At 71.2% G+C, this 17,228-nt stretch carries 12 protein-coding genes; 5 read left to right on the top strand and 7 right to left on the bottom strand.

What is annotated here, in order from left to right; all coding sequences use genetic code 11:
• The first annotated feature begins 3 nt into the window (after window positions 1–3).
• Complete coding sequence (gene rplQ, locus WMF19_RS44655) at window positions 4–522, top strand: 50S ribosomal protein L17 (RefSeq protein WP_437325719.1); 519 nt, start codon at window positions 4–6, stop codon at window positions 520–522.
• A gap of 145 nt (window positions 523–667) precedes the next feature.
• Here the strand turns inward: rplQ and WMF19_RS44650 are convergent, their stop codons facing one another.
• Window positions 668–2,752, bottom strand: a complete 2,085-nt coding sequence (locus WMF19_RS44650; RefSeq protein WP_437895944.1) for a hypothetical protein — start codon at window positions 2,750–2,752, stop codon at window positions 668–670.
• Between the two features lie 5 nt (window positions 2,753–2,757).
• Window positions 2,758–3,036 (bottom strand): acylphosphatase, encoded by a 279-nt coding sequence (yccX, locus tag WMF19_RS44645; protein ID WP_272102132.1) that lies wholly within the window; start codon window positions 3,034–3,036, stop codon window positions 2,758–2,760.
• 421 nt (window positions 3,037–3,457) lie between these two features.
• On the opposite strand from yccX, the gene rho reads away from it, so the two are divergent.
• The 4 genes from rho (at window position 3,458) to WMF19_RS44625 (ending at window position 9,722) form a co-directional block, all read left to right on the top strand.
• On the top strand, window positions 3,458–4,705 hold the full coding sequence (gene rho / locus WMF19_RS44640; RefSeq protein WP_012240541.1) for a transcription termination factor Rho: 1,248 nt from the start codon (window positions 3,458–3,460) through the stop codon (window positions 4,703–4,705).
• A 115-nt stretch (window positions 4,706–4,820) separates the two neighbouring features.
• Window positions 4,821–6,908, top strand: coding sequence for a GAF domain-containing protein (locus WMF19_RS44635; RefSeq protein ID WP_437895943.1), 2,088 nt, complete (start codon window positions 4,821–4,823; stop codon window positions 6,906–6,908).
• Window positions 6,909–6,957: 49 nt separating this feature from the next.
• Complete coding sequence (locus tag WMF19_RS44630) at window positions 6,958–8,052, top strand: (Fe-S)-binding protein (protein WP_437895942.1); 1,095 nt, start codon at window positions 6,958–6,960, stop codon at window positions 8,050–8,052.
• The gene (locus tag WMF19_RS44625) at window positions 8,049–9,722 is read left to right on the top strand and encodes an ATP-binding protein (protein ID WP_437895941.1); all 1,674 of its coding nucleotides are present in this window, start codon (window positions 8,049–8,051) and stop codon (window positions 9,720–9,722) included. The genes WMF19_RS44630 and WMF19_RS44625 overlap by 4 nt, the downstream gene beginning before the upstream one ends.
• A 69-nt stretch (window positions 9,723–9,791) precedes the next feature.
• Here the strand turns inward: WMF19_RS44625 and WMF19_RS44620 are convergent, their stop codons facing one another.
• The 5 genes from WMF19_RS44620 to grxC form a co-directional block, all read right to left on the bottom strand.
• Window positions 9,792–11,354 carry a serine/threonine protein kinase gene (locus WMF19_RS44620; RefSeq protein ID WP_437895940.1) on the bottom strand — a complete coding sequence of 521 codons (1,563 nt, stop codon included), beginning with the start codon at window positions 11,352–11,354 and terminating at the stop codon, window positions 9,792–9,794.
• A 267-nt stretch (window positions 11,355–11,621) separates the two neighbouring features.
• Window positions 11,622–13,589 (bottom strand): acetate--CoA ligase, encoded by a 1,968-nt coding sequence (acs, locus tag WMF19_RS44615; protein ID WP_437895939.1) that lies wholly within the window; start codon window positions 13,587–13,589, stop codon window positions 11,622–11,624.
• Window positions 13,590–13,823: 234 nt separating this feature from the next.
• On the bottom strand, window positions 13,824–15,056 hold the full coding sequence (locus tag WMF19_RS44610; RefSeq protein ID WP_272102138.1) for a hypothetical protein: 1,233 nt from the start codon (window positions 15,054–15,056) through the stop codon (window positions 13,824–13,826).
• A gap of 7 nt (window positions 15,057–15,063) precedes the next feature.
• Window positions 15,064–16,722, bottom strand: coding sequence for a serine/threonine-protein kinase (locus WMF19_RS44605; RefSeq protein ID WP_437895938.1), 1,659 nt, complete (start codon window positions 16,720–16,722; stop codon window positions 15,064–15,066).
• A gap of 190 nt (window positions 16,723–16,912) precedes the next feature.
• Window positions 16,913–17,206 carry a glutaredoxin 3 gene (gene grxC, locus WMF19_RS44600; RefSeq protein ID WP_437895937.1) on the bottom strand — a complete coding sequence of 98 codons (294 nt, stop codon included), beginning with the start codon at window positions 17,204–17,206 and terminating at the stop codon, window positions 16,913–16,915.
• Window positions 17,207–17,228 lie beyond the last annotated feature (22 nt).

The following is a 17,228-nucleotide window of genomic DNA, read 5'->3' as shown; positions in this document are numbered from 1 at the left end:
GTCATGCGTCACAAGAAAGCGGGCAGGCAGTTTGGTCGGGATACCTCCAGCCGCAGGGCGATGCTTCGCAACCTGACGGCGAACCTGATCACCCACGAGCGGATCGAGACGACCGACGCCAAGGCGAAGGAGCTGCGGCGCGTGGCCGAGCGGCTCATCACCAAGGCGACGCGGCTCGGCAAGGTCGCGTACACCGCGCACGGAGAGCTCAGCCCCGGCGACAGAGCGCGCCGGCTCCACGCCGAGCGGCTCGTGGGCAGCTACATCCCTCGCTGGGGGGTCGCGACCGATGGCAAGAAGGTCGACATCATCGCGAAGGTGATGATCGATCTCTCGAAGCGTTTCGAGGGGCGGCCGGGTGGCTACACGCGGATCATCAAGCTCGGTCCGCGCCGCGGTGACTCCGCGCAGATGAGCCTCATCGAGTTCATCGACGCGCCGCCGGTCGCGGACGCGCCTTCGCAGGCCGCCGAGCCGGTCGCCGCGGCGGAGCCGGCCACCCCGGCGACGACCGCCGGCTGAGCCGGACGCAGCCGGCGCCGCATGGCGCCGGCGCAGTCGAAGACAGAACGCCGGGAGAGCGCTCAGCTCGCCCGGCGTTTCTGCTTTGTGAGCCTCGCCGGCAATCAGGGACAGACCGCTGCGTGGGGCCGGCGCGCTCGACGGCTCAGCGGTCGCGCGCGCCCGCTTCAGGGGCGTCGTCGCTCCGCGGTTCCGCCTGCTCGATAGGTTGTGCCGGCAGGTCAGGGTCCGCGTTCGAGGCGGCGGGCGGGGCCGGCTCGGGAGACGTCGGGGGCTGCGGAGGAGCGGCGCCGTCCTGCCTTCGCGGCGGTGTCGAGGCAGGAGAGGCGGCCGGCGGCGGAGCGGACGGCGCCGAGGCAGGAGAGGCGGCCGGCGGCGGCACCGAAGCAGGAGAGGCGGTCGGTGGCGGAGGAACGGTGCCGCCTTGCCCTCTCGCGGGCGATGGAGCGCTCCGACGCCGGGCGATGAAGAACATCGAGAGCACCGCGGCGAGACCTACGGCTGCCGCGGCGATGTGGCGGTTCGTCTGGCTCTTCCGCTCGGCGACCTTGTCCCCGAGGGAGGCGAGCGCCGCCCTCGCGCCGGCGTTGGAAGGGTCGAGCTCGATCGCGCGCTCCAGCACGAACTTGTCCGGCGTGCCGCGCTCGATGAGGAGCGCGCCCTCGAGGTAGGCGATCTCCGCTTCGATCTTCTTCGCGCGCTCGCCTGGCGCGTCGAGGCGCAGCGCCTTGCGCAGCATGGCGAGCGCGTCGTCGCGCCGGTCGGCAGGGAGCGATCGCGCCCGCTCCACGTAGGCGTCCACCATCTCCTTGCGGCGCTCGAAGAGCGGCGCGCGGGCGAGGACCTTGTCGAACGCCTCGGTGGCCTCGGCGGGCTTGCCCGCGCTCGCCGCGGCGACGCCCTCGTCCATCAGCTTGTACACCTCCGCGAGGCGCGCGCGATCGTACGTCCCGAAGAGCTCGCGCGCGACACGGTCCCACGACCATTCGCGCGGCGGCTTCGCGCCGGTGAGGTCCAGGTAGGCGTCGCGGAGCTGCCAGATGCCGGGCTCGCCGATCGCAGAGATCGCCTCCCGCGCGGCGTCGCGCAGCCGCGCGCGGTCGCTGTTGCAGAAGCTGAGGACCACGCGCATGGCGTCCACGTCCCGGACGCGACCATAGGCGCGGAGGACGTCGGCGAGGATCTGCGTGTCGTTCGACGCGATCGCCTCGCCGGGGATCGCCCGGCCGAGCAGGTCGAGCTGCTTGTTGGCCCACCGCTGGACGATCTTGGCGTCGTGCTGGCGCGCCTCGATCAGCGCGGGGACCGCCTTGTCGCGGAGCTTGGCCACCTGCCGCTGGAGATCGATGCGGAGCAGCTCGCCGAAATAGGCGTGCAGCGCGATGAGCTCGCGGACCGCAGGCGTCGTCCCTGCAGCGACGAGCATCCGCTCCATCGCGAGCAGCTTGACGACATCGCGCCACGCGCTGTCCCGCGGCCGCGCGGCGGCCAGCATGAAGTCCAGCCAGTCCCCCTCGTCCTTCTCGTCGTCAGCGCCCTTCTTGGCGCTCTGGTCGGCCTTGGGGTCCTTCTTTGCGTCCTTCGCGTCGCCGGCGTCCTTCTTCGCGCCCTGGTCGGCCTTCGCGTCCTTCTTCGCGTCGCCAGCGCCCTTCTTGGCATCACCGGCGCCCTTCTTCGGGTCGCTGGCGCCCTTCTTCGGGTCGCCAGCGCCCTTCTTCGCGCCCTTGTCGGCCTTCGCGTCCGCGGCCTTCTTCTTGTTGCCGTCGCGCGCGTCCTCCCCCTTCTCGCCCTTCAACGCCTTGCGGCCTTCTCTGCGCGCTTCCGCGAGCACGCGAGGCGCCGCGCCCCGATCGAGCGAGCCGCGGATGTCCTGAACGCGAAGCCGCACCGCATCGACGATGCCAGGGATCGGCTCGTCGAGGGCCGCGCGGGCGTTCTCCCGCGAGCGCGCGTCCTCGGACGTGAGCTGGTCGAGCAACCGGTCGAGCTCGCGGACCGCGGTGATGTCGGGCTCAGGTCGAGCGATCGGGGCGAGGCGCGGGAGCTCCGGGAGCGCGGCGGAGGCCGGCGCGGACGTGCCCGCGTCGCGCTCGCCTGCGGCGCGCGCCGCAGGCGTCGCGAGCGGCACGGCTGCGAGCAGGCCAATCAGGGCGAGCCACGCGCACGCCGGCGTGCGCCGCCGCGCCGGTTGCGCGCCTGCGCCCCTCGGATCCGACGAGCTGCGTGCCAAGCGCATCAATCCGTGATGCGAAAGTCGAAGAAATCGCCGGAGAAGCCCCGCCACCGGACGTCGACGCGCTCGACGCGCGCGGCGCTCGGGCCGCGGTTCGCCCAGGCGATGAGCTCCTTCAGCTCGTCCTCCTCTCCCTCGGCGAGGACCTCGACGGCGCCGTCGGACCGGTTTTTCACCCAGCCGGTGAGGCCGAGCCGCTTGGCCTCGCGCTGCGTGGAGGCACGAAAGAAGACGCCCTGGACGCGACCGCGGACGAACAGCTGAACCTGTTTGAGCCCCATGGAACCAGCTTGACTTAGCCGTGCGTTCGGGGGGAGGCAACTTCAGGCAGCACCTTGTGGTCACGGGCAGTTCGCCCTCGCCGTCCTGCGCAAGGACGGCGCGGACGACCTGTGTCCGTGCCGCGCCCCACGACGCGCGAGCATCGTCCGTGCCTCCCGCCGCGCATTGACAGAGCAGACGCGCTTGATAGAGTCGCCGCCCGATCGGCAAGCACAGCCCGCCGATCGAGCGACATGAACGTGAGGGGCGCCGGTTGCGAGGCGACCCCCTCTTCCCTCTGGCGACCCGCCGACATCGACGACATGCTCGGCCCCGCCTCGGGTCCGACCCGCTGACCCTCCCCAACCAAAAAACCAACGACCGACGGCCTCCACGCCCTTGACAGGGCACGCGCCGTCGCATCCTGGAGCTTTCCGACTCATGCACCTCAGGGAACTGAAGCAGAAACCGATGGCCGAGCTCGTCCAGATGGCGAAGGGGCTCAACATCGAGGGCGCTGCCGGGCTGCGCAAGCAGGAGGTGATCTTCGCTCTCCTGCAGGCCCACGCGGCGCAGGACCAGCCGGTCTACGGCGAGGGCGTGCTCGAATGCCTGCCCGACGGCTTCGGCTTCCTCCGGGCGCCGGACTACAACTACCTGCCGGGTCCGGACGACATCTACGTCTCGCCGTCCCAGATCCGGCGCTTCAACCTCCGCACCGGCGACAGCGTGAGCGGCTCCATCCGGCCGCCCAAGGAGCGCGAGGCGTACTTCGCGCTGCTCAAGGTCGACAAGATCAACGGCGAGCCCCCCGAGGTCGCCCGCGACAAGATCCTGTTCGACAACCTCACGCCCCTCTACCCGCAGCAGAAGTTCAACATCGAGAACGGGACGAAGAGCTTCTCGACCCGCATCATCGACATGCTCTGCCCCATCGGGAAGGGGCAGCGCTGCCTCATCGTCTCGCCGCCCCGCGCGGGCAAGACGGTGCTGCTCCAGCAGATCGCCAACGCGATCTCCGCGAACCACCCGGACACGACGCTGATCGTGCTGCTCATCGACGAGCGCCCGGAGGAGGTGACCGACATGCAGCGCACCGTGAAGGGCGAGGTGATCAGCTCGACCTTCGACGAGCCCCCGACGCGGCACGTGCAGGTGGCCGAGATGGTGATCGAGAAGGCGAAGCGCCTCGTCGAGCACAAGCACGACGTCGTGATCTTGCTCGATTCGATCACCCGCCTGGCGCGCGCGTACAACACGGTCGTCCCGCCGAGCGGCAAGATCCTCTCCGGCGGCGTCGACTCGAACGCGCTGCACAAGCCGAAGCGGTTCTTCGGCGCCGCGCGCAACGTCGAGGAGGGCGGGTCGCTGACGATCGTCGCCACCGCGCTCGTCGACACGGGCTCGCGCATGGACGAGGTCATCTTCGAGGAGTTCAAGGGCACGGGTAACAGCGAGATCCACCTGGATCGCAAGCTGATGGAGAAGCGGATCTTCCCCTGCCTCGACATCAACAAGAGCGCGACCCGCAAGGAAGAGCTGCTGCTGCCCGAGTGGATCCTCCAGCGCGTCTGGCTGCTCCGCCAGCTGCTGCACCCCCTCAACGTCATCGACTCGATGGAATTCCTGCTGGACAAGGTGAGCCGCACCGAGACCAATCAGGAATTCCTCGAGAGCATGAACCAGTAGGCGCATGTCCCAGGGCGCTCCCGGCGGTCGTCGGGAGCGCTCTCGTTCGCGCGAACGGTTCGCGCGGGGGCCCGCGCGCGCGCTTCTCCGGGCGAAGTCGTGTTAGCGTCTTCTGGTGACCGCGAAGGCGGAACAACGCACGAAGGCGCTGCAGGCTCGCATACAGGAGCTCGAGGCGCGCCTCGCCCACGCCGACAAGACGGTGCAGGCGCTCCGGGATGTCGGGCTGGCCCTTGGCAGCACCCTGGATCTCGACCAGCTCCTCGCGCTGATCCTGAACAAGATCACCGAGCTGCTCGACGCGGACCGGGCCACCCTCTACCTGCTCGACGAGCAGCGGCAGCGGCTCTTGTCGCGCATCATCATCGGTGAGGAGGCGCGCGCGATCGAGCTGCCCGTCGGCGCGGGGATCGCGGGCCACGTCGCCAAGATGGGGCGGACGGTCCGCGTGAAGGACGCCTACCGGGATCGCCGGTTCCAGCGCGACTGGGACGAGGTCACGGGCTACCGCACCCGCTCGATCCTCGCCGCGCCGATGAAGAACCACGTCGGCCGGACCATCGGGGTCATCCAGGTCCTGAACAAGCACGGGGAGGGGGAGTTCTCGGTCCATGACGAGGAGCTCCTGAGCGCGCTGGCGACGCAGGCGGCCGTCTCGATCGACAACTCGAGGCTGTTCCTCTCGGTGATCCAGAAGAACACGCAGCTCGTGGAGACGAAGGAGCAGCTCGAGCACCGCGTGAGCGACCTCAAGCTGCTCTTCGATCTCGAGAGCGCGATGGGCCGCGCGACCACGATGGAGGACCTCGCTCGCGCGGTCATCACGGAGGCCGGCAGGGCGTGCGAGGCGCGGGCGGGGGGGATGCTCGTCGACGAGATCGAGGGCGGGCTGTTCCTCTACTTCTTCGATCTCACGGCGTTCGACGGGGGCAGCGCGCCGCCCCGCGCGCCCGCGCTCGGCGATGAGCCGGAGGGCGTCGTGGGCGGGGCCCCTCCGAGGCCGGCGGTGAAGCGCATCGCGATGCGCCGCGGCGAAGGGGTGGTCGGGCGCGCCATGGTGAACAACGAGGCCGTGTGCTTCTCGCGCGAGGGCGGGGGCGAGGAGCCGGACGACACGCTCGTTTCGCCGCGGCTCGCCCAGCTCGTCGGCGCGGAGCTCAGGACGGCGATCGCCGTGCCGCTCGAGGGCGAGGACGCGGTGCCGATCGGCTCCATGGCCCTCTACAACTCCAGGCACCCCCACGGCTTCTCGAAGGACGATCGCGCGCTGCTGCGGCTCGTGTCGGCGAACGCGTCGACCGCGCTGCGGCTGTTCCGGTCGCGCCTCGAGCGGGAGCAGAGCGAGCGGCTCACCACGATCGGGCGCCTGCTCTCGGGCGTGATGCACGACATGCGCACGCCGCTCACGGTGATCAGCGGCTACGTCCAGCTCATGGCCGGCGCTCCCGACGCGGCGACGAGGGAGGACCACGCGCGGCTGATCCTCAAGCAGTTCGACGTGATCAGCGCGATGCAGCGCGAGGTGCTGGAGTTCGCGCGCGGCGAGCGGAGCATCCTCGTGCGCAAGGTCTACTTGACCAAGTTCTTCGGCGACATCGAGAAGCAGCTGGAGCACGAGCTCGCTGGGACCGGCGTCTCGCTCTCCCTGGAGCTCGAGGACCGAGGGACCGCGCGGTTCGACGAGGCGAAGATGACGCGGCTCCTGCACAACCTGGTCCGCAACGCGGTCGAGGCGATGCGGCCAGGCGGGGGCACATTGACGATCCGCGCGTACCGCGACGAGGGCGACCTCGCGATCTGCGTCGCGGACACCGGGAAGGGGATCCCCAAGGAGATCCAGGGCCGCCTCTTCCAGTCGTTCGTCACCTCCGGCAAGCGCGGCGGCACCGGCCTCGGGCTCGCGATCGTGAAGAAGATCGTCGACGAGCACGCCGGGACGATCACGGTCGCGTCGTCCGACAAGGGCGCGAAGTTCACCATCCGCCTGCCTCAGGAGAGCGCGCCGTCGCGGTCTGCTGGGACCGCAGGGGGGCAGCCTCAGCTGGCGTCGACGGACGGCAGCTCGGCGAGCAAGGCGGGCGCGAGCGTCGCGCCGGTCGTCCACGAGGGCATCTCCCGCCGCAGGCCGGCGGGCTCAGCTCCCTCCGTCACTCCCGTGAACGAGCGGGGCCGACGCTCGTCCAGCAACGGCTCGGACGCCTGAAGCGCCCCCGCCGCTTGCGCGAGGCGCACCCGATGGAGAGACTCGAACGGTGTCCCAGCTCCGCCTGAAGCTCCTCGAGCCCCACCGGACGTCGCTCGAGAAGTGCGTCTACTGCCCCAAGCTCTCCCGCGCCGCCTGCCCCGTGTCGAACGTCGAGGCGAACGAGACGGTGACGCCGTGGGGGAAGATGTCGATGGCGTACTTCGCCGCGCGCGGCGACGTGCCGCTCGACCCAGGCCACGCGGACCCGGCCTGGGCGTGCTCCGCGTGCTTCGGGTGCCGCGAGCGCTGCGATCACAAGAACGAGGTGGCCACCGTGCTGACGGACGCGCGCGCTGAGCTCTTCGCGCGCGATCTCGCGCCGGAGGGGGCCAGGCGCGTGGCGGAGCGCTTCTCGGCCCGCGAGGAGGGCCGCGCGGGTGAGCTCGACGCGCGCTCTCGGTCGGCCGCGGCCGCGCCCGACGTGGTCCTCGTGCTGATCGGCTGCGGCTACGAGCGCCACGCGCCGGACGTCGCGCGCGACGCGCTGGACGCGACCGAAGCGCTGACCGGCGCCCCGACCCGCCCGGTGCGCGCCTGCTGCGGGCTGCCGCTCCTGTACGCCGGCGATCGTCCGGGCTTCGAGGCCGCCGCGCGGCGGCTCGCCGCGGAGGTCGCGCCCGGGGGGCGCTTCGTCGCCGTCGATCCCGGGTGCGCGCGCGCTCTGCGCGTCGAGTACCCGCGCGTGGGCGTGAGCGTGAAGGCCCCGGAGCTGTTCGTCGATCTCGCGCGCTCGTCGCTCGACCGGCTGCAGCGATCGGCGTCGGAGCGGCGGGTGCGCTACCACGATCCCTGCCAGCTCGGGCGCGGCCTCGATCGCTACGACGCGCCCCGGGAGATCCTCGCCCGCATCACGGGGCGCCCGCCGGAGGAGTTCATCCACCGCCGCGAGCACGCCGACTGCAGCGGCGGCGGCGGCCTCCTGCCCGCCACGCGCGCCGCGTCGTCCGCCGCCATCGCCGACGGCAGGATCGCGGAGCACCGCGCGCTCGGCGGCGGGCTGCTCGTGACGCACTGCGCGCAGAGCCTCCGGCGGTTCAGGACGCGGGGCGAGCCGGCGGAGGACCTCGCGAGCCTCGTCGCGCGGGCCGTCGCGCCGCGATGACCGCGCCGCCGCCAGCCGCGGACGAGGCGCGCGGCGGCGCCGCGGGGCCGGAGGAGCGCGCGCCTCAGAAGCGGCGCACGGTCGCGGGGAGGCTCCTCGCGAGCTACCTCGTGGTGCTCGCCGCCTTCGCGCTGACCGTCGGCTGGAGCGTCCAGGCGCTGCGGGCAGCTTCGCGCGACGCCCAGCTGCTGCGCGCCGGGTACGTCCCGCTGCTGCTCCGCATCGGGGAGGTCCTGGCCGAGCAGAACGTCTTCAACGCCCAGCTCAACCACATCACCGCCGCGAAGAACCCGGGGGACGTGCGCGAGTGGATCGAGACCGCGCGGCGGACCCGCCCGCTCGCGTTCTCGATCGTCAAGGACGCCGCCCGGGCGCTCGCCGGCGATGAGAAGGCGACCGGCGGGGACGCCCGCCTCGGGCAGACGGCCGCGTCGTCCGGCGTCCGCCGGTTCAGCGACGAGGTCGCGGCCGAGGTGGCGGCGATCGAGCGGCTCGTCGGCGCCAGCCCGGAGCGGTTCGCTCAGCTCTTCCAGGCGCTCGCCGTCGGCGACCGCGAGCTCGCCGAGCGCACGCGCGACGAGCTGGTCAAGCGGGAGGTCGAGGGCGCGCAGCGGCTGCGAGCGATCAGGAGCCGCGTCGAGGGGCAGATGCAGAGCCTCACCGACGAGGCGGAGCTGCGCGAGGAGCGCTCGATGCACCTGCTCCTCGGGCTGGGCGTGCTGACGCTCCTCGTCGGCGTGATGATGTCGCTGTACGCGCGGCGCGTGCTCGCCCCGCTGACCGCGGTCACCGAGCGGGCCAACGCCGTCGCGCGCGGCGACCTCACCCCGAAGCAGGCGCTCGCCACGAACGACGAGATCGGCGAGCTCGCGACGACGTTCGAGGACATGGTCGCCGCGATCCGCCGCGCGCGCGCCGAGCTCGTGAACGCCGAGCGGCTGGCGGCGATCGGGAAGATGGCCGCGCACGTCACGCACGAGATCAGGAACCCGCTGTCGTCGATCGGGCTGAACCTCGAGCTGCTCGAGGAGGAGGTGGCGCGCGCCTCCGCGGCGGACATGCCTGACGCCGAGCTGAGGCCCGTGATGAAGGAGTCGGCGCAGCTCGTCACAGCCATCCGGGCCGAGGTGGACCGCCTGTCCCGCATCGCGGAGCAGTACCTCAGCGTCGCCCGCCGCCCCCGCCCGCGCCTGGAGCCAGAGCGGGTGGACGACCTGGTGCAGGAGCTGGTGGCGTTCGTGAGGCCCGAGCTCGACCGCGCCGGCGTCGCGGTTCGCGTCGAGGTGGAGGAGGCGGGGCCCGAGATCCTCCTCGACGAGTCGCAGATCCGTCAGGCGCTCCTGAATTTGCTCCGCAACGCGCGCGAGGCGATGCCGAAGGGCGGCGAGATCGTCGTGAGCGTCAGCTTCTCGAGCGGCGCCGCGACCATCGCGGTCGACGACACGGGCCCCGGCGTGCCGGAGGAGCTGCGGGCGTCCATCTTCGACCCCTTCTTCACGACGAAGCAGCGCGGTACGGGGCTCGGGCTCGCGGTCACGCGGGACATCATCGAGGCGCACGGCGGCACGATCTCGTGCGAGCCGCGCGAGGCGGGGGGCACGCGGTTCCGGATCGCGCTGCCCACCGGGCGCTCACCGGCCCAGGGCCGCGCCGCGGACGCGATGCTGTGAGCTGCTCCGGCCGCGGCTCGCTCGCGCGGCGGAGAGCGGCACGTCCGACGCGGGGCCGCAGCGCGCGGACTATTTGGGCATGTCCAGGTACTGGAGGGCGAGCCCCATGAGGAAGAAGCCCACGACGGCGAACAGGATCGCCGCGAGCACGTAGACGATGGTTCGAAGCGTCCGCGCTGGCGGCGCCGGAGGCCGCTGCTCGAGCGGCCCTGGCTCACCGGCGGTGGCAGGCCCCGGGCTTGCCGAGTCCATGCTTGGCCGCACGGGTTTGTAGACAAGCGTCGGACCCTGGCCGGTCGTCGACCCGCCCGAGCTGTCCTCGGAGAAATCCGGGAGCGTCCGCGGCGTCACGGGGTGGGACACGAGCGGGGGCACGAGCTCTCTGACCGCGTTGTTGAGCACCATGGTGCCGTTCGGACCGGTCCATTGGGCGGGCGCCATCGCCGTCTGCCCGCCCGGCGCGCGCCCGCCGGGCATGTAAGGTGGGAGCTGGCCCTCGTTCTGCGTGAGCGGCGGCTCCGCGAGGGGGTGGGCCGCCCGCTCAGGCTCGCCGTGCGGGCGCACCATGGTCTCGACCCGCGGTTGCGCCCCCGGGTCGGTCGCCGTGCGGATCAAGATGGGATCGATCGGTGGCACCGGGAGCTTGACCGCGCCGGAGGACGGCGGCTTGTAGCTCTGGTGCGCTGGCGGGATGGGCGAGCTGCGCGCATGGCCGGAGGCGCTGCTCGCCGGCAGCGTGGAGCTGGGTGAGCCGCTGACCGGATGGCTGGAGGTCCTCGCCGGCCGCAGCTCCCGCCAGGCGGTGAGCCCCTCGAGCGCGCTCTGGAAGCGGTCCGCGGGCTCTCGCGCCAGCCCCTTCGCGAGGAACGCCTCGAGCCGCGGGTCGACGGGCCCGTCCATCGCCTCGGCCAGCGTCCGCGCGTTGGTCTTCTGCTTCATCTCGACCATGATGAGCAGGTTGCGCGCCTGGTAAGGCAGCTGGCCGCTCATCGACTGGTAGATCATCGTGGCGCAGGCGTAGATGTCCGCGCGGTGGTCGACCGTCTTCGCCTTGCCGATCTGCTCGGGCGGCATGAACGAGAACGTGCCCAGGCTCTGGCCCATCTCGGTCAGGGTCTCCGCTCCCATCTCCTTCGGCAGCTTGGAGATGCCGAAGTCGAGGATCTTGACCCGCTTCGACCCGTCGGGGCGCGCCTCGATGTACACGTTCGACGGCTTCAGATCGCGGTGGATGATCCCGGCGCGGTGCGCGTCGGCAAGCCCCATCCAGACCTGCTCGATGATCGGGTGCAGCTCCTCGAAATCGATCGGTCCCGTCCGCTTCAGCCGATCGATCAGCGACTCGCCCTCGAGCAGCTCGAACACGAGGACGATGCCGTGCTCGGGGTCCTCCTCGACGTCGAGGATCTCGGTGACGTGGTCGCTGTTGATGGATCCCGCGGCGCGCGCCTCGCGCCGGAACCGCTCGGCCGCGGACGACTTGGCCTTCGACTCGGCGCGCAGGAGCTTGATCGCCACCTGGCGGCCGGTGCGGATGTTCTCCGCGGCGAACACCTCGCCCATGCCGCCGCGGCCGAGCTGGCGGATGATGCGATACCGGTTCGCAACGACGGTTCCAGCTTCGAGCTCCAAGCGCGCCCTCGCCCCAGAGTATCCTCCGCGCCGATGCGGAGGATCAAATTCTCCGGCGCGAACGAGGTGATCCGACCGTAAGTCGCGGGCCGCCGGTCGCGGGCCGCCGTCGCTCTTCCCAGCGCCCAGCGCGGCGGAAGGGCCGCGGGATCGAGCTCTTCCGTGGGTTCTCCTCCCCTTCGCCGAGGGGCAGGCGCTGCCCGGTCACGCGCGGCGTCCTCGCGTCGGTCGCAGGGGCACGGCCGCGCCCCTGCGCCGCCGCGGGGCTCACTCGTCTTCTTGCTGGCGGAGCTTCGCCATGACGCTCAGGTCCTCGAGCGTCGAGGTATCGCCGGTCAGCTCTCGACCAGCGGCGACGTCCTTGAGGAGCCGGCGCATGATCTTGCCGCTGCGGGTCTTCGGCAGGGCGTCCGCGAAGCGGATCGCGTCGGGGCGGGCGAACTTGCCGATCTCCTTGGCGACGTGCTCGCCGAGCTTCGCCTGGAGCTCCGGCCCGGCCGTCACCCCCGGCCGGAGCGAGACGAACACCACGAGCGCCTGTCCCTTGAGGTCGTCCGGACGACCGACGGCGGCCGCCTCTGCGACGGAGGGATGAGACACGAGCGCGCTCTCGATCTCGGCCGTCCCGATGCGGTGGCCGGCCACGTTCAGCACGTCGTCGATGCGACCGACGACCCAGAAGTAGCCGTCCTCGTCGCGGCGGGCGCCGTCGCCGGTGAAGTAGCAGCCCTCGACGTCGCTGAAGTACTGCTTCCGGAAGCGCTCGTCGTCGCCCCACACAGTGCGCAGCATCGACGGCCACGCCTGCTTCAGGACGAGCAGCCCTCCCTCGCCCGCGGCGACGGGCTTGCCGTCCTTCGTCACGACCTCGGGCACGACGCCGAACATCGGCAGCCCGGTCGATCCCGGCTTCGAGAACGACGCGCCGGGCAGCGTGGTCATCATGATCGAGCCCGTCTCCGTCTGCCACCAGGTGTCCACGATCGGGCAGCGGCCGCCGCCGATGGTCCGGTGGTACCAGATCCACGCCTCGGGGTTGATCGGCTCGCCGACCGAGCCGAGGAGCCTGAGGCTCGACAGATCGCTCTTCGCGGGCCACTCGTCGCCCTGCCGCATGAAGGCGCGGATGGCCGTGGGGGCGGTGTAGAGGATGGTGACCCCGTGCTTCTCGATCAGCCGCCAGAAGCGGCCCCAGTCGGGGAAGTTCGGGGCGCCTTCGTACATGAGGCACGTCGCGCCGTTCGAGAGCGGGCCGTACACGATGTAGCTGTGGCCCGTCACCCAGCCGACGTCGGCGGTGCACCAGTAGATGTCGTCGTCGCGCAGATCGAAGACGTACTTCGTCGTGACGTGCGCGCCGACCAGGTAGCCGGCGGTCGTGTGGAGCACCCCCTTGGGTTTCCCGGTCGAGCCGCTCGTGTAGAGGATGAAGAGCGGGTGCTCGGCGTCGACGATCGTCGGCTCGCAGGCGGGGGCGGCCCCGGCGAGCAGGTCGTGCCAGAAGACGTCGCGGCCCTCCGTCATCTGCACATCGCAGCGCTCCTTGCCGAGGTGCTGGTACACGATGACGCGCGTCGCGCTCTTCGCCTCCGGCTGAGCGAGCGCCTTGTCGACGGTCGCCTTCAGCGGCACGACCTGCCCGCGCCGGTACGCGCCGTCCTGCGTGATGACGAGCTTGGCCTGGCTGTCGTGGATGCGGTCGCGGAGCGCGTCCGCGGCGAAGCCGCCGAACACCACGGTGTGCACCGCGCCGAGGCGCGCACAGGCGAGCATCGCCACGGCCACCTCGGGGACCATGCCCATGTAGATCGCGACCCGGTCACCCTTCTCGATGCCCAGCCGCTTGAGCGCGTTGGCGAGCAGCAGCGTCTCGCGGTGGAGCTGGGCGTAGGTCAGCGTCCGCGTGGCGCCGTGCTCGCCTTCCCAGATGATGGCGGCCTTGTTCTTGGTGGCCGTCGTCAGGTGTCGATCGAGGCAGCTCTCCGTGACGTTGAGGGTGGCGCCGAGGAACCACTTGGCGTGCGGCAGGGACCAGTCGCTGGTCGCGGTCCACGGCGTGCGGAACACGAGGTCGCTCACCTCCCGGCGCCAGAACGCGTCCGGCTGCTCGATGCTCTCGCGGTAGAGCGCCTCGTAGGTCGCCTGCGCGCCGACGCGCGCACGACGCGAGAACTCGGCCGGCGGCTCGAACCGGCGCGTCTCCTTGAGCAACGACGTGATGGCATCCTGCGACATGGCACCCCTTGAGGGGACGGCGGCAGCCGATCCCTGGCTGACGTTGAAGGGGACGGCGGCAGCCGATCCCCGGCTGACGTGATTGAAGAGGACGGCGAAAGCCGATCCCCGGCCCATGCTCCCCGCTGGAGAGCGCGGCGAACCCTCTACGACTCACCGCGAGGGCGTGCGAGGATACATCCGTCAAGCGGCAGAACAAGGATGGAACGAGCGGCCGAGATCGGCAGAGGCTGATCACCAGAACGCATAGCCGGCGTGCAAGCTGCCCCCCAGCTGCAGCAGCACGGCCGAGTAGAGCGTGGCGTCGTCCTGATCGCTGTTCTTGTAGCTGATGCCGCGCGACGACTGGAAGTAGCTGTCGAGCGAGAACCCGAGGAGCACGCCCCCGAGGTCCAGCTCGACGCCCACCTCGGAGAACACGAACGCGTTCACCCCGGCGGCCTTCTGGCAAAGGCCATTGCAGATATCTCCCGCCGGCGTCTTGATGCTGTCGAACTTCACGGAATCGTAGGTGAGACCGCCCCCGATCGAGCCCACGAACCGCCAGGTCTGCCCAGGGGTCATCAGGCGGACGTTCAGCCCGAGGCGCGTCGAGCCGAGCGTGTAACTGGCGTTCGGGTAGGCGGGGTCGTCCGAACCGGTCGCGATGTTCGCGTACTGGAGCATCACGTCGAACGCCGCGGGGGTGTTCACGCGGTATCCCACCCGGATCGAGCCAGCTCCGCCGCTGTTCGCCTCCGGCGCCGGGAAGGCTCGCGGGTGGCTGAGCGGCCAGAGCAACGACGCGGCGCCGATCACATAGTAGCCCTGCGGCGGGAGCGAGAGGGGCACCGGCTTCGGCGGAGGGGGCAGGGGCGGCGTGAACGGCTGCGGCGCCGGGGTGGCGGGGGCTCTGTCCGGGACCAGCGCGAGCTTCACCTTCTTGTCGCGCTCGCCGCTCGCCACGGTGACGCTCTCCTCGGCGCTCGCGTGCCCCTCGGCTCGCGCGCCGATGCGGTGCACCCCCGGCCCGAGCTCCACGACGCGCGTCCCCGAGGACGAGGGGGGCTGTTCCTCGCCGTCGATGATCAGCGTGGCGGTCTGTGGGCTGAGCTCGATCGTGAGATGGGCGAGGAGCGCGCGCATCTCCTCGATGGCGCTGCGCGCCGTCTTCTCGTCGCCCTCATCCATCGTGTCGCGGTGCTCCGCGAGCGCGCGCTCGAGCGCCGCGATGGCCCTCGGGTAGTTGAAGAGGGCCTTCTCCGCGAGCGCGATGTTGAACAGCGGGCTGGCCTTCGGCTTTTCCTTGTAGGCCGCCTCGAACTCGACGACCGCGGCCCGGTAGTTCCTGTCCTGGAACAGCTTGATGCCGTTCTCCATGTGCTGCCGGTACGGTTCGACCTGCGCGAGCGCCGGCGAGAGCTGCATGGTCAGGCCGAGCGTCGCCGCGCAGAGCGCCAGCGTGAGTCGTCCGTGTGATCTGCCCAATCCCGCCTCAGTCGACCTTGAGCTGCAAACCAGCCGCGACCCCCGCCGGCTTCGGCGTCGCGACCGCCGGGGTGGCCTGCGCCGGACCGGCGGACTTCGCCCCGGCGCCCGCGCCCCTGGGGCGCGCCGCGAAGGGGAGCGTCGTCGCCTTCTTCGTGATCGGCTCGGCCTTGGGCGCTGGGGCGGGCGCGACGGGCGCCGCAGTCGTGGCCTCGGCCGGAGGCGGCGCCGGGGTCACGGCCGCCGGCAGCGGATGGAGCAGGACATCGATCGGGGCGTTGCGGTCCTGGAGCGTCACCTCTTTGTCCACGGCCGTGTAGCCGGAGGCCTCGATGCGCACACGCTTCGTCTCGCCCGTGCGGCCGCGCAGCGTGCGGTCGGTCAGCGCCACGCCGTCGACGGTGAACAGGGCGCCTTCGGCGTTCGTCCGGAGCTCGACGGAGACCTGGGTGGGCAGCGCGGGCGCGATGGCTGCCGTGCCCGCCTCCGGCGAGCGGCGCGCGTGAAGGACCGCGCCGGCGAGCCCGCCGATCAGCGCGACCAGCGCCACCGCGGCGAACGCGAGCCGCCGCGGGCCGCGCGCGCCCGTGTGCCCGCTGCTCGACCAGCCCACCTTCGAGCCGCTCCCGTGCACCTCGAGCGTCGGATCCAGCCCGATGCTTGGATCCCCCGGCGTCTGCTGCCTCGCCGGCGTCTGCCCGAGGGCGCCGGGAGCGCTCGTCGTGTGCGCCCCGAGCTCGTCGCTCGAGCTGCGCCGTGACGCGAGGAGCCCGCCGGCGCCGGCGGCCAGGGCGTCCAGGAAATCTCGCGCGGAGGAGAACCTCGCGTCCCTGTCCCGCGTGAGCGCCTTGGCGATCACGCGCGCGATCGGCTCGGGGACGGCCGGGTTGCTCATCCGCACATCCAGCGCGTCCTTCATGCAGATGTTGACGATCACCTGCTCGTACGAGCCGCCGCTGTGCGGCGGGTGCCCCGTGAGACACTCGTAGAGGATCGCGCCGACGGCCCAGAGATCGGTCCTGCCGTCCACGTCGGGCAGCGCCTGCGCCTGCTCCGGCGACATGTAGAACGGCGTTCCGAGCACCGTGCCCTGCCGGGTCAACGTGTGGGCCGGAGCGCCGTCGGCGCGGCGCACCTTCGAGATGCCGAAGTCCAGGATCTTGGCGAAGTTCGGGTCGTCGTCGCGGTCGACAAGGAAGACGTTGTCCGGCTTGAGGTCGCGGTGGACGATGCCCGCCTCGTGGGCGCGGTGGAGGCCGCGGAGGAGCTGCGCGGTCACGTGGAGCGCCTCGCCGAGGTCGAGCCTGCCGCAGCGCCGGATGCGGTGGCCCAGGTCCTCGCCGCGGAGCAGCTCCATGACGAGGAAGGGGATGTCGTCGGCGAAGCCGGCGTCGAAGATCTCGACGATGTGCGCGCTCTCGACGGCGCTCGCCGCCTGCGCCTCGCGGTGGAACCGGGCGACCGCGTCCTTGTTCTGCGCGAGAGCGGCGTCGACGAACTTCATCGCGACGCGCTTCCCGATGGCGGTGTTCACCGCCTCGTAGACCACGCCCATCCCGCCACGCCCGATCGTCCGTACGATTTCGTACTTCTGAACCCGCTTTCCGACGAGCGCCCCCTCGACCGGCTGGGTCGCTGCGGCGGTGGTGTCGGTGCTGCTAGGCATGGCGGTTCGACGTGGGGGAAGCGGACGAAGCCCGTGAAGCCCTTTGGACGAACCGCATCAAAGAAAGCTGCGCCCCGTCCCCGCGCGGCAGCTTATCACCTCCTCACGCCGGGGTGCACCTTCGCCGGCGGGGCCCCAGGGGTGCGTCCGACGAGGATTCTCCGCCGTACCTCAGGCACCTTCATCCGTCTCAGCGCGGCATGGGAGGTGCGTCCGCGCTCGGCGCCTCACCGAGGCGCGGATCGAGCCCCCCCTCCCTGTCGAGGGCCGAGAGGTCGCTGAATCCGCCGATGCTGGCTCCATTGATGAAGATCTGAGGGACCGTCCGCTGCCCGGAGGCCTTGACCAACCAGGCGCGGAGGTCATCGCGGTTCTCCACGTTGATCTCGGTGAAGCGCGCCTGCTTCTGCGTCAGCAGGCGCTTCGCCATGGCGCAGTAAGGGCAGTAGTCGGTGACGTAGATGGTGACTTCGGCTGCTTGCATGGGCATCTCGTCCTCTTTCCTT

The organism is Sorangium sp. So ce124 (assembly GCF_051525235.1).
In the GTDB taxonomy this organism is placed as follows: Bacteria; Myxococcota_A; Polyangia; order Polyangiales; family Polyangiaceae; genus Sorangium; species Sorangium atrum.
Note: the sequence above shows the minus strand (reverse complement) of the source record. Positions and strands in the feature narration are given on the sequence as shown.

Excerpts from the sequence above, each read along its gene's own strand:
- rplQ (WP_437325719.1), top strand. The coding sequence starts at position 4 with ATGCGTCACAAGAAAGCGGGCAGGCAGTTTGGTCGGGATACCTCCAGC.
- yccX (WP_272102132.1), bottom strand. The coding sequence starts at position 3,036 with ATGGGGCTCAAACAGGTTCAGCTGTTCGTCCGCGGTCGCGTCCAGGGC.
- rho (WP_012240541.1), top strand. The coding sequence starts at position 3,458 with ATGCACCTCAGGGAACTGAAGCAGAAACCGATGGCCGAGCTCGTCCAG.
- WMF19_RS44625 (WP_437895941.1), top strand. The coding sequence starts at position 8,049 with ATGACCGCGCCGCCGCCAGCCGCGGACGAGGCGCGCGGCGGCGCCGCG.
- acs (WP_437895939.1), bottom strand. The coding sequence starts at position 13,589 with ATGTCGCAGGATGCCATCACGTCGTTGCTCAAGGAGACGCGCCGGTTC.
- WMF19_RS44605 (WP_437895938.1), bottom strand. The coding sequence starts at position 16,722 with ATGCCTAGCAGCACCGACACCACCGCCGCAGCGACCCAGCCGGTCGAG.
- grxC (WP_437895937.1), bottom strand. The coding sequence starts at position 17,206 with ATGCAAGCAGCCGAAGTCACCATCTACGTCACCGACTACTGCCCTTAC.